At 36.6% G+C, this 12,119-nt stretch carries 14 protein-coding genes; 10 read left to right on the top strand and 4 right to left on the bottom strand.

Features of this window, described 5'->3' with window-relative positions:
- Positions 1 to 196: 196 nt before the first annotated feature.
- From coxB to K9B36_RS02175, 6 genes are all read left to right on the top strand, one after another.
- Entirely contained in the window at positions 197 to 1,243 is a 1,047-nt protein-coding gene (coxB, locus tag K9B36_RS02200; RefSeq protein WP_223700363.1) for a cytochrome c oxidase subunit II, read from the top strand.
- A gap of 25 nt (positions 1,244 to 1,268) precedes the next feature.
- A complete protein-coding gene (gene ctaD / locus K9B36_RS02195) occupies positions 1,269 to 3,140 on the top strand; it encodes a cytochrome c oxidase subunit I (RefSeq protein WP_317889850.1) in 1,872 nt (623 codons plus the stop codon).
- The gene (locus tag K9B36_RS02190) at positions 3,140 to 3,760 is read left to right on the top strand and encodes a cytochrome (ubi)quinol oxidase subunit III (protein ID WP_223700362.1); all 621 of its coding nucleotides are present in this window, start codon (positions 3,140 to 3,142) and stop codon (positions 3,758 to 3,760) included. The genes ctaD and K9B36_RS02190 overlap by 1 nt, the downstream gene beginning before the upstream one ends.
- A gap of 6 nt (positions 3,761 to 3,766) precedes the next feature.
- Entirely contained in the window at positions 3,767 to 4,096 is a 330-nt protein-coding gene (gene ctaF, locus K9B36_RS02185; protein ID WP_223700361.1) for a cytochrome c oxidase subunit IVB, read from the top strand.
- Positions 4,097 to 4,532: 436 nt separating this feature from the next.
- Positions 4,533 to 5,447, top strand: coding sequence for a cytochrome c oxidase assembly factor CtaG (ctaG, locus tag K9B36_RS02180; RefSeq protein ID WP_223700360.1), 915 nt, complete (start codon positions 4,533 to 4,535; stop codon positions 5,445 to 5,447).
- A gap of 108 nt (positions 5,448 to 5,555) precedes the next feature.
- On the top strand, positions 5,556 to 6,026 hold the full coding sequence (locus K9B36_RS02175; RefSeq protein WP_223700359.1) for a DUF420 domain-containing protein: 471 nt from the start codon (positions 5,556 to 5,558) through the stop codon (positions 6,024 to 6,026).
- 68 nt (positions 6,027 to 6,094) lie between these two features.
- Here K9B36_RS02175 and ytvI read toward each other — a convergent pair whose 3' ends face one another.
- Positions 6,095 to 7,153: a sporulation integral membrane protein YtvI gene (gene ytvI / locus K9B36_RS02170; protein ID WP_223700358.1), complete on the bottom strand. Its 1,059-nt coding sequence runs from the start codon at positions 7,151 to 7,153 to the stop codon at positions 6,095 to 6,097.
- Between the two features lie 200 nt (positions 7,154 to 7,353).
- On the opposite strand from ytvI, the gene K9B36_RS02165 reads away from it, so the two are divergent.
- Positions 7,354 to 7,686 (top strand): Asp23/Gls24 family envelope stress response protein, encoded by a 333-nt coding sequence (locus K9B36_RS02165; RefSeq protein ID WP_223700357.1) that lies wholly within the window; start codon positions 7,354 to 7,356, stop codon positions 7,684 to 7,686.
- Between the two features lie 352 nt (positions 7,687 to 8,038).
- On the opposite strand, the gene K9B36_RS02160 is transcribed toward K9B36_RS02165, so the two are convergent.
- Entirely contained in the window at positions 8,039 to 8,395 is a 357-nt protein-coding gene (locus K9B36_RS02160; RefSeq protein WP_223700356.1) for a YugN family protein, read from the bottom strand.
- A 290-nt stretch (positions 8,396 to 8,685) separates the two neighbouring features.
- Here K9B36_RS02160 and K9B36_RS02155 point away from each other — a divergent pair, with 290 nt between their 5' ends.
- Positions 8,686 to 9,099, top strand: coding sequence for a CBS domain-containing protein (locus K9B36_RS02155; protein WP_223700355.1), 414 nt, complete (start codon positions 8,686 to 8,688; stop codon positions 9,097 to 9,099).
- A 319-nt stretch (positions 9,100 to 9,418) separates the two neighbouring features.
- Positions 9,419 to 10,471: a CAP domain-containing protein gene (locus K9B36_RS02150; RefSeq protein WP_223700354.1), complete on the top strand. Its 1,053-nt coding sequence runs from the start codon at positions 9,419 to 9,421 to the stop codon at positions 10,469 to 10,471.
- A gap of 236 nt (positions 10,472 to 10,707) precedes the next feature.
- On the opposite strand, the gene K9B36_RS02145 is transcribed toward K9B36_RS02150, so the two are convergent.
- Together K9B36_RS02145 and K9B36_RS02140 are read right to left on the bottom strand one after the other, a co-directional pair.
- The gene (locus K9B36_RS02145) at positions 10,708 to 11,073 is read right to left on the bottom strand and encodes a hypothetical protein (RefSeq protein WP_223700353.1); all 366 of its coding nucleotides are present in this window, start codon (positions 11,071 to 11,073) and stop codon (positions 10,708 to 10,710) included.
- 16 nt (positions 11,074 to 11,089) lie between these two features.
- Positions 11,090 to 11,575, bottom strand: coding sequence for a PaaI family thioesterase (locus tag K9B36_RS02140; RefSeq protein WP_223700352.1), 486 nt, complete (start codon positions 11,573 to 11,575; stop codon positions 11,090 to 11,092).
- A gap of 135 nt (positions 11,576 to 11,710) precedes the next feature.
- Here K9B36_RS02140 and ylbD point away from each other — a divergent pair, with 135 nt between their 5' ends.
- Positions 11,711 to 12,109, top strand: a complete 399-nt coding sequence (ylbD, locus tag K9B36_RS02135) for a YlbD family protein (RefSeq protein ID WP_223700351.1) — start codon at positions 11,711 to 11,713, stop codon at positions 12,107 to 12,109.
- Positions 12,110 to 12,119 lie beyond the last annotated feature (10 nt).

Here is a 12,119-nt window from a genome sequence, read left to right as displayed (position 1 = left end):
ATTTCCTTTGTTGAATTGAAGTGGTGACACTTCAACCTAGATATTGCAGCTTGCTTGTAACGACATTTGTAATTCGAAGTTTGCAAGCCGCTAATGCATTTTAGGTTATGATTAGATTCTTTCTTTTCGGTTTGAAGGAATTTATCAATACATTCTACTTTACTTACTAAATATGAAAGAGGGGTTTGATTAAGCTATGAAGAAATGGCTACCAAATTGGCGAATTTTATCGCTGTTTAGTGTAATGACGCTATTCCTAGCAGGCTGTGGAAAACCATACCTATCTGTACTTCAACCGGTTGGTGAGGTAGCAGATATGCAAAAATCACTAATCTTGTTAAGTTCAGCAATTATGATTCTTGTAGTAGTGGTTGTTACCATTATTTTCGTTTACGTTGTTGTGAAGTTCCGTCAACGTGATGGAGAAGAAGAGCGCATTCCTAAGCAAGTTGAAGGAAGCCACAAATTAGAAATTACATGGACTGTTATCCCGATTTTATTATTACTTATCTTAGCAGTTCCAACTGTGTCTTACACTTTCCATTTAGCAGATGTAAAGGAAATGGATAATCAAGAGTCAGATGCTCTTGTTGTTGACGTTACTGCACATTTGTACTGGTGGGAATTCGAATATCCAGGACATGGAGTAGTAACAAGTCAAGATTTATATGTACCTACAGATGAGAAGATATACTTTAACCTTCAGGCTAGTGACGTTAAGCACTCATTCTGGATTCCATCTGCTGGAGGGAAATTGGATACGAACACGGATAACGTGAACCGTTTCTGGTTAGAGTTTGACTCAAGTCGTGTTGGTCAAGCAGAAAACCTTTTCTATGGAAAATGCGCAGAGCTATGTGGTCCTTCACATGCCTTGATGGATTTTAAAGTGAAAACATTACCTCGTGAAGAGTTTGATCAATGGATTGAGAGCATGCAAAATGTGGAACATTCCGCTGAATCTGCCTTAGCACAAGATGGGGAAGAAATCTTTGCTCAAAGCTGTTTACAATGTCACGCAATTTCAGGAGATCAGTCAACTGTAGGTCCTAACTTGGCTAACTATGGTGACAGAGAAATGGTTGCAGGTATCAAACCGAACACAGCTGACAATATTAAATCCTGGTTAGAAGATCCTGAAAAAATAAAACCAGGGAATAAAATGACTAATAACTACGGCAAATTAGATGAAACAGAAATTGATGCGCTTGTAGAATACTTACTTGAATTAAAAGTAGACTAGATTTTTTTGAAAGGGAGGTTACATTGTGAGTACGTTAGCACAAAAAAAAGGATTTGGCGCGACTGTATGGGATTACCTAACAACAGTTGACCATAAGAAAATCGCCATCCTTTACTTAATGGCCGGTGGATTCTTCTTTATCGTCGGTGGTTTGGAAGCGATGATTATTCGTATCCAATTAGCGATTCCTAATAATGAACTTATTTCAGCGGGTTTTTATAATGAAATCCTTACAATGCATGGGACAACCATGATATTCCTTGCAGCAATGCCACTATTATTTGCATTTATGAACGCTGCTGTTCCTTTGCAAATTGGTGCGCGTGACGTTGCTTTTCCTTTTATTAATGCACTAGGTTTTTGGTTATTCTTCTTTGGGGGAGTATTCTTAAACTTAAGCTGGTTTTTAGGTGGAGCACCTGATGCAGGTTGGACTTCATATGCCTCCTTATCATTGGCATCGCCTGGTCATGGAATTGACTTTTATGTTCTAGGTTTACAAATATCAGGTATCGGTACATTAATCGGTGGTATCAACTTCCTTGTTACCATTATTAATATGCGTGCCCCTGGTATGACTTATATGCGTATGCCTTTATTTACTTGGTCTACGTTTGTAGCTTCGGCACTTATTCTTTTTGCCTTTCCTCCATTAACAGTTGGATTAGCTTTAATGATGTTCGACCGTATGTTCGGTTCCGCATTTTTTGATCCAGCACTTGGCGGTAATACAGTAATCTGGGAACATTTATTCTGGATATTTGGTCACCCAGAGGTATATATCTTGATTTTACCAGCATTCGGTATTTTCTCTGATGTATTCTCTACTTTTTCTAAGAAACGACTGTTTGGTTATTCCTCCATGGTATTTGCAACAGTTTTAATCGGGTTCTTAGGATTCATGGTATGGGCTCACCACATGTTTACAACAGGTCTTGGCCCAATTGCGAATGCGATTTTTGCTGTAGCAACAATGGCTATTGCCGTACCAACCGGTATTAAAATCTTTAACTGGCTTTTCACAATGTGGGGCGGTCAACTGAAAATCACGGTTGCAATGCTATGGGCGATTGCTTTCATTCCTTCCTTTACTCTTGGAGGAGTAACTGGAGTAATGCTTGCATCTGCAGCAGCTGACTATCAGTATCACGATTCTTACTTTGTAGTAGCCCATTTCCACTACGTAATTGTTGGTGGAGTAGTATTTGGTCTATTTTCAGGTTTACATTACTGGTATCCAAAAATATTTGGTAAAATGTTAGATGAGACTTTGGGGAAATATACTTTCTGGTTATTCTTCTTTGGATTCCATTTAACATTCTTTATCCAGCATTTCTTAGGTTTAATGGGGATGCCTCGTCGGGTATTTACATTCCAAGCAGAACAAGGTTGGGATTTATCTAACTTAATCAGTACTATTGGTGCCTTTTTAATGGCTATTGCTACAATTATTCTTTTAATCAATATCGTTAAAACGCATATGAGCAAGCAAACTGTAGCTGGGGATGCATGGGGTTACGGCCGTACTTTAGAATGGTCCATTCCATCACCACCACCAGAATACAACTTTAAACAAACTCCACTTGTTCGCGGACTAGATCCTTTATGGATTGAGAAGATGGAAGGCAAGAAGGGAATGACTCCTGCAGAACCACTCGGAGACATCCATATGCCTAATGGTTCCATCCTTCCATTCATCATTTCAGCCGGATTATTTGTATCAGCATTTGGAGTTATGTACAGAACAGATTATGTTTGGGGATTGCCTGTAATGATTATCGGTTTATTGATTACATTTGGCGCAATGTTCTTCCGTTCAGTTCTTGATGATCATGGATACCATATTCATAAAGAAGACCTTTTAGCTGAAGATGACGACAAGGGGGCGAAGTTATAATGCATAGTGAAGAGAAATTAACTGCAGAAACTTTTCCTGCATCGCCTGAAAGGGCGACCCTTGAAGGGAAAAATAAATTTTTAGGATTTTGGCTCTTCCTTGGAGGAGAAACTGTCCTATTTGCTTCTCTATTTGCAACTTACCTTGCTTTAAAAGATTCTACAGCAGGAACATCTCCTTCACAGGAAATTTTCGATTTGCCGCTTGTATTTGCGGCAACAATGATTCTTTTGACAAGTTCTTTAACAAGTGTGTATGCGATGTATCACATGAAAAACTTTAACTACAAGAAAATGCAACTGTGGATGGGGATCACTTGGTTACTTGGATTATCGTTCCTAATCCTAGAAATTTACGAGTTCTACCATTATATTACTCATTATGGACACACATTTACTAGCAGTGCATTTGGTTCCGCATTTTATACTTTAGTAGGTACTCACGGTGCCCACGTAATCTTTGGTCTATTATGGATCGGTACTCTCTTAATCCGTAACATGAAACGTGGATTGGACTTGCACAACGCTCCTAAGTTCTATGTAGCTTCACTTTACTGGCACTTTATCGACGTTGTATGGTTATTCATCTTTACAGTAGTATACTTAATGGGATTGGTGTGATGACTGATGGCAAATCAAACTAATACTGGAAATCCAAAAGTAGATTTAGCATATCGTCGTAAAAAGAACAAGGAAGAGATGAAATATCAGGTTGTATCATTTGTAATGATGATCTTCCTTACGCTTTTAGCCTTTTTAGCGGTTGGAGCGGACATGTCCAAATTGTTTATCGTACCATTTATCATTTTATTAGCGGTGGTACAATGTGTTTTCCAACTTTATTATTTCATGCACATGAATCATAAAGGGCATGAAGCCGCATCTCTATTCTTATTCTCTGGACTAGCGGTTGGGTTAATAACAGTTCTAGCTTTTACGACAATTATTTGGTGGTAATATGTAAGCGGCAGCCTATTGGCTGCCGCTTTTCATTCGTTTTGGAAGGTATAGTATGTTTCAGTCGTGGAAATATCCACTAAGATAGCAGCGTCGGAGCTACAGGAGCCAAAGACTAACCCACTTTTCCTTTACCTTCTTAGTAAGCTTGAGATTAATGAATCACTAGCACTCTTCGTGTTTTCTTTCTTTCGATTTCGTACTGCTCAGTAGTTAGTACGTCTCTAAGCGAGCGCCGTGTACTTTTTTTTGTAGTTGTTTATAGGACTGTAAAGATACCGGCCCTTATCAACACCATTTGTCTAAATTACGACAATTAGCTACCTTCACCTTTACATCATCCCATCTCACATTGAAGGGGATCTTTTGCTGTAGTATAATATTTGTATGTACATTAGTTGATTCAATCAAGCATTACTAAAAATGAGGTGAATAAATGATAGGCAACCTTGATATGTTTGGATTTCAGGCATTATGGAGTCCTTTTATGCTGATCACAACGATAATAATAATTTCTTTGTATCTCTATATTACAGGAAATGGCCGCAAGCATTTTTCTGATACCGAAGAAATATCTAATAAGCAACGGACCTTTTTTATCGTTAGTTTGATTCTTTTCTATCTTGTAAAAGGATCGCCTATCGACTTGCTGAGTCATTTAATGTTAAGTGCCCATATGACTCAAATGGCTATTCTATACTTAGTGTTACCACCATTATTATTGATGGGCATGCCTGCATGGCTTTTACGAAAAGTAATAAATATGCCTATAATTAAGCCTGTTTTCAGGTTTTTCTCCAAACCTCTTATCGCTCTGGTAGTATTTAATGCTATCTTTTCGCTATATCATATACCAGTAGTATTTGATATTGTGAAAGTGGACATGACTCTTCATACAGCTTATACAACCATAATGTTTCTAGCAGCATTCATTATGTGGTGGCCACTTGTTAACCCTCTGCCAGAGGAACAGCGATTGTCAGGTATAAAGAAAATCGGATATATTATGGCTGATGGTATTTTATTGACACCTGCATGTGCTTTAATCATTTTTGCTACAGAACCCCTATATGCTACTTACTCAGAATTAACCGCATGGCTAGCAGCGTTAGAGTTATGTGTGCCAGCTGGTACATTGGCTGGGCTGGATCTAGGCGGTCCTGAATTGTTTAATGCTCTTCCACTTGTTGAAGATCAACAACTAGGCGGTATTATTATGAAAATCATTCAAGAGGTTATGTATGGCAGTATACTAGCATATGTATTCTTCCAGTGGGCACGTAAAGAACGTGAGAATGATGAACTTGAATTAGCACAAGCACAAGAAATGAATCCAAAACTTGTAGATTAATCTAAAGAGAAAACAGCAACAAATTTTGGTTGCTGTTTTCTTATGCAGGATTATTATTGCAAGCTTTCTAAAGAACATTTAACGAAGAACGTTTGAGAGGAGAAAACAATGGAAGGCTACACAGTCCCTATCTTACCAACTATAAGTACTATCTTTATAGTACTAAGTGCAATATTTGTCGCAATTGGCTGGTATTTGATTAGTAAAAGGAAAATCGAAGCTCATAAAAAAACGATGTTTGTTGCAGCAATTTTTGCGATTATATTTTTCATTATCTATTCTTCTAGAACTATCTTTGTAGGAAATACCAGTTTTGGTGGTCCTGATAGTATTAAAATATATTACACTCTCTTTTTAATTTTTCATATTACACTAGCAACAATTGGAGCAGTGATGGGTATTATAAGTCTTTGGACAGGTTATAAGAATAATCTTGCTAAGCACCGCAAATTGGGTCCTATTACAAGTGTTATCTGGTTTGCTACCGCAATTACAGGAGTAGCCGTATACTCATTACTCTATATAATTTATCAAGGTGGAGAGACCACATCAGTGTTCCGAGCGATATTAGGTTTTTAAAGTTATCTTTTGTTGAAATTTATCTTAGATAAGAATAAAAGGTGTTTGGATTTTCATCCAAACACCTTTTATATTTTGAAATTTGTTTTTATAATACCTGCTTCTCGGGCAGAATTAAATGCGATGAGAATGAGGGGACCTACTATAAACCCTAGTATACCGAGCAGCTTAAGTCCAAGGTACATTGCAATAAGAGTTGCCAGTGGTGATAAACCAATATGAGTTCCCATCACTTTCGGTTCAACAGTCCGACGTATGATTAATAATACAATTGCCAAAACAGCAAGCTGCGTTCCAATTCCTATCCCACCGGTAATTAAGTGAAATATTGCCCATGGTCCTAGAATTACGATGGAACCGATAATTGGGATAAAGTCAATAATCCAAATGACAAAGGCCATAATTAATGCTTTTTCAGGTGCTATTATTAGTAAACCAATGAAAGATACAACAAAAATGACTATACTAACTAAAAACTGTGCTTTAAAAAACCCAAATACTACATAGGATAATCTAGAGGTCATAAATTTAACTTTATCTGCTGTAGATTCCTTTAAGTGTGAGTATACTCCTAACTTTAATCGCGGCATGTCGATAAGGAATAAGAATAACGCAATTAGATAAACAATAAAACTTACTAAATAGTTAGGAATATCAGTAAAAAGGTTTTTTACATTTTGTATATTAAAAAGGTCCGTTAAGAATATCCGTAAGTCATAAAGAAATTGCTCAATTTGATTACTAATTTCCTCAACTACTTCAGGTGGTAGATCTTCAGATGCATTCGTCAGGTTTAATTGTATATCGCGCCATACTCGGTTTATTTCATTTATGTAGGAAGGCGCATTTTCTATAACATTAATTGCTTCGGTTATTACCTTTGTTGTAATAAAATAGCCTACAATTCCTATTGAAGTGACAAACAACAGAAATACAATGAAGACAGATAAGCTTCTTTTGAAATTTGCTCGTACTTGGAATAGTCTCACCAAAGGTTCAAGCATGAAAGCAGTGATTAATGCGACAATAATCGGAATTGATACAGGTAATATAAAATATCCTATTATACAAATTAATGTGATTATAATAAGAATGAATAAGAACTTTTTCGTGAACAGCGTTGACAATGGATGGCTCCTTTCTAATAGGCCGAAAGTTTAAAAAGGGAAAGTACTTTTATATTAATTATAGTATGTATTTTCTTGAAATAATAGTATTTAAAGAAATAAATATATAGTCTTTCCTTGCTTACAGGGTGGTTTTGTAATATACCTCAATAAAAAACTGGTAGCATTCCTACCGATCGTGAAGAATACAGGAGGCTTTTATGAAAATTAATAGTGATTCTGTCGGGATGAGTAATATTTTAATTCAGACCATAATTTCTATTTGCGTTTCTGAAATAAACGACATTGAACAGATTCCTCCTCGTTTATTTGGGAAAGTTTCGTTGTCTATCGTTCACAAAGAGGACAAAATGGCGAAAATTCAATTCATTAAAGAAAATGTTGTGTCTTTAGAAGTATTAGTTGCTGTAAAATACAACACTTCCATTCCGGAAAATTGTAAAATTTTACAAAAGTTGATAAAAGACGAAATTGAACTAATAACCGGGTATACTGTTCACTCAGTTAATATATCTGTTATAGGATTTATTTAACCGCTCTTTTCCTATAAAATTTCAAATGTTTTTTACAGGCTTATAGCATAACCTTTAAGAAAAGAGCCCTAAGAAAAAAACCTATTAGAAAGTAGTCAGATAACCATCTTTGGGAAATTGACCATAAAAAAAGGGAAACGCTTGTACTAGGGTACGTAAGCAATTTCACCTTTTTTTACTATATTGGCTGTGTTTATTTTCGCAAAAGATTATACTTTGCGACATAAAGAGCTGGAATATCTTCCTTTAGCCTGTGAGATCTCGCAACCTACAGCTTCCTTCTTGCAGGAGTCAATGCCTTTTACTAGGCACCTGTTAGAAGGGGAAGCGTCAAAATTAGCCCTTTATAAAACTATTTTAATAAATCCATTCGTTGTTTAGCTTGAGCTAATAATGACTTTGATGTAGCTACTACATTGGACGGAAAGTTTTCGCCTTCTCCATATTCCACACCATGCGGGTAATAATGTTTTCCGAGAAGTGGTGTCATTAATTTAATCATAGCGTGAGAGCCGCCGATGTCGCCTTCCACTGTGTAGCCAGAAAGACGTAAATAAAATGTATCGCCTTTGTTTTCAAACTTGCGATCAAATGTTACTCTTTCATAATCCCATTGCCCAGCGAGAACAAAACCAAGGTCCTCCATAATATCAGTTAAACGTGCTAGTTCAACTACTTCATTTTCAATTCCAATATTTTCAATTTTCATGTATGTACACTCCTTTTCAATCACTACTTACATTAGCGTCCTTTGACCCTTGGGAATTAGGTGCCATGAAGACTCTAAAAGTTAGATATTGTATCAAGCAAAAAATATGCCTTATTTAATAATAGTACGAAAGAAGCGAACTTTCAATAAGAGGTTATAGTAACTTGGTTTTTCCTAACCCTTTTTTATAAAAAAGTCATTATTTTGTAGAAAATGGTCAAACTAAGACTGTTGGAGAAGATATTCAATTTCTCTGCTACGTATCCTGTTCAAAAATACGAGGTGACCAGATGACAACTGTGCGTGAGGTAATGACACAAAATGTAGAGTATTGTACTCCGTTGGATAATGTGTATGAAGTAGCTATAAAAATGAAAGATTTAAATGTAGGTGCTATTCCTATCGTCGAAAATGATCAGCTAGTTGGAATGATTACAGACAGAGATCTAGTTGTACGTGGTATAGCGGAAAAACATGCCGGTTCCAATTCGGTTACCAATGTGATGAGTGACCATCTTGTCACGATTTCTCCTGATGCTACTGTCGAAGATGCAGCACATCTAATGGCTAAACATCAAGTCAGAAGGCTGCCTGTGGTTGAGGATGGAAGCCTGATTGGCATTCTTGCCTTAGGTGATTTAGCTGTAAATCAGGGTTCAGATGACAGTGCTGGAGATGCCTTAAGCGACATCTCAGAAACTTAGCAACCAGAAAGAAAAAACTGCAGCGCTTAAACTTTGCACTGCGGTTTTTTTTTATGTTTCTCAACGCAATTGATTCTAGAGTGTGGTTTACGGTTCTTAAACCTCTAATTAAATTTGCACCTTACAAGGAACAGAACATATATCTTGTGCTTTTCTATTTAGTCATATTTTTAAAACTATAATCTAAATACTTTTTTTTATGTATGTATTAGAACATAATAGGGTATAAAAAATAATAATCTATTATATTATTATTAAAAATTGCATTATAAGAAATTCTAGCAAATATATTAATAGAAAGGGGAGAGGGGTGCAAATAATGAGAGGACTTATCATACTTTTATTTTTAGCATTTTGTTTATATTTATTTGTTAATGTGGAACCTCAACAGATTGAACAATTAATAAGCAATGAAACCAACGATAAAGTAGAAATGGTAAATGAGGAAGAACAGACAGTTATTCAGTCAAAAGTTCAATCAAGTAATACAAGGGCAGGTCTTTCAACTTTTATCGGAAAGACGGCAGATGATGTAATCGAAAACTTCGGTGAGCCTAATCGAAAAGATTTATCTGCCTATGATTACGAATGGTGGATTTATAATCAAGACCCAGAAAATTATGTTCAAATTGGAGTAGAAAAAGGGGTAGTGGTAACAGCGTTCACTACTGGAACAGTGAATGACAATCTCCCATTCCAAATCGGAAGAACTTATGAAGATCTTGATGAAGAATTTTCTTTTGCAGATTCAGTCACAGTCATGTATGAAGAAGGTTCTTATAGATTCCAGATAAAAGAAGAAGAGCTTTCAACTAGGCCGTTAATTTCAGTTGGTGATGTCTTTGTACAACTTTATTTTGACGATGTTGAAAACACACTTTCCAGCGTCCGCTATTTAAATGCAGAAACGCTTTTAAAGCAAAGACCTTATGAATTAGTATATCGTGGTCCATTGCTTGAACCGAAAGAGTTATCCGAAGAAGAATGGGCAATCGTAGAAGAAGGTACGGCCAAGCAAATTATTGATCATACTAATATTATTAGGAATCGGTTTAACCTAGCATCAGTTGAATGGAATGAAGACACATCTGCCGTAGCATATTTACATAGTAAGGATATGAAAGAAGGAAATTACTTTTCTCATACATCCCCTTCTGCTGGAAGCCTCTCCGATCGGTTAATGGAGGGAGACGTATCGTTTCGTTATGCAGGGGAGAATATAGCTGCGAAATATGTAGACGGCATAGCAGCAGTCGAAGGTTGGTTAAACAGTGAAGGTCATCGTAAAACAATGCTGAATGAACGATTTACGCACTTAGGCGTCGGGGTATATGAGAAATATTACACACAAAACTTTATTGAAACTTGGTAAGAATGTGTAAGCGGCCTTGTTATTTTAAAGGATCTGTTAAAGTTGTGTACTGATAATAACACTATCTCAGAGATGATTGGAGCAAAAGATGGAGACTCCAGCGGGGAGATAGCGGTAGGCTGGAGACTCCACAGACGCAGTGCGATGAGGCTCCAACACCTTCCAATGGTAACGCGTAGCCTTTTGCGGAAATCAACAGAGGCGTTTAACACAGCCGTTTTCATAAAGGACACCCCTCAATCATGAGGGGTGTCCTTTTGTACTTCTCCAGCATAAAATACATCTTTGTTCCATGCTCCATAAATATGAACATGGTCTCCTTTCTGTATAGAGGGTGGGTCCCATGCCTCGGTAAAGGGTTGTTGCCATACTATAGTATAAGAGCGGTGTTGATCTCTTAATTTTATGGTGGTGACCATCAAGAAATAATTATAGAAGTAACGTTTCTTTATCGTAGCAATATGACAAACTTCGCCTGAAACTCGTGCCTCAAGCTTAATTGAGCCAAGTGATTTCCATTTGGTTCTTTGTTTTGCAAATTCTTTTCTTGTTATCCAGTAAAAATATATTAATAAGGCAGGAATCACTATTGCTGTAACCATATAAAAGAATTCCTTTCTATCTTTTCTTAGGAATGATAAAGAAGCTGCCTGTTGCGTGGGCAATTAAAGTATGATCACTACGGTATACTTTGCCCTCCATGACGAGAAGTTTAGAGCCTTGATGAATAACACTTGCGACACAATCGAAATGGGTTCCTATTCCTTTTGCAACATAATTAATTTTCATTTCTGTCGTAACGGCCGCCTTGTCTTCGGGAATTAATTTAAAGGCAAGTGTCCCCATTGCAGAGTCCAGTAGTGTAGCAGTTATACCGCCATGCAATATCTCTAAGGAATTTTGAAGTAATTCTGTATTGGGAATGGTCATCTTTAAAATATTAGGTTCTTGAAATTTACTGGTAACGCCCATTAAAGCGCCAATATGGGTTCCGTTTTCCCCCGTTTTTTTTCTTTTCATACTCTCTAAGAATAAAGCAGCTACTTCTTGTTCTTCTTCTGTTGCATTTTCTAAAAAGCTTGTCCATTGGTGAGATAAATCCATACAAAATCCTTCTTTCTAAAACAGTTTATCTTTATTCTAACAAGGAATGTCCTGGAAAGAAAAGAAAAATAGGCGAACGCTTTTTCATTTCTTTCAATAAAATACACTAGGCATATGTAGGAAAGAGGTGAGAGAATGGCAACAAAAGAAAAGCACCCTAGTATTGATAAGTTTAAGGAATTTGTGAAAAAACATCCAAAATTGGCTCAAGAGGTAAGGGATAAGAAGAAAACTTGGCAGGTTATATTTGAAGAGTGGTACCTACTCGGTGAAGAGGATGAAAGTTGGAAATCTTTCAAGGATGAAAATGCTCAAGATAAAAATGAGTCAACCGAAAAAAAATCTGATGTGATTCCTCTAATTTTACAATCCTTAAAGAATATGGATGCGAATCAGATGCAGTATCATATATCGAATGTCAATTCTGCAATAGGAAATATCCAACAACTTCTGCAACAATTCATACCAGGATCGTCCAAAGGCAATACTCCATCTCAAGGTGCCAAAAATCCTTTTTCATTTCGAAAAGATTAGGAACGGATGA

The organism is Sutcliffiella deserti, assembly GCF_020037475.1.
GTDB lineage: Bacteria > Bacillota > Bacilli > Bacillales > Bacillaceae_I > Sutcliffiella_A > Sutcliffiella_A deserti.
Note: the sequence above shows the minus strand (reverse complement) of the source record. Positions and strands in the feature narration are given on the sequence as shown.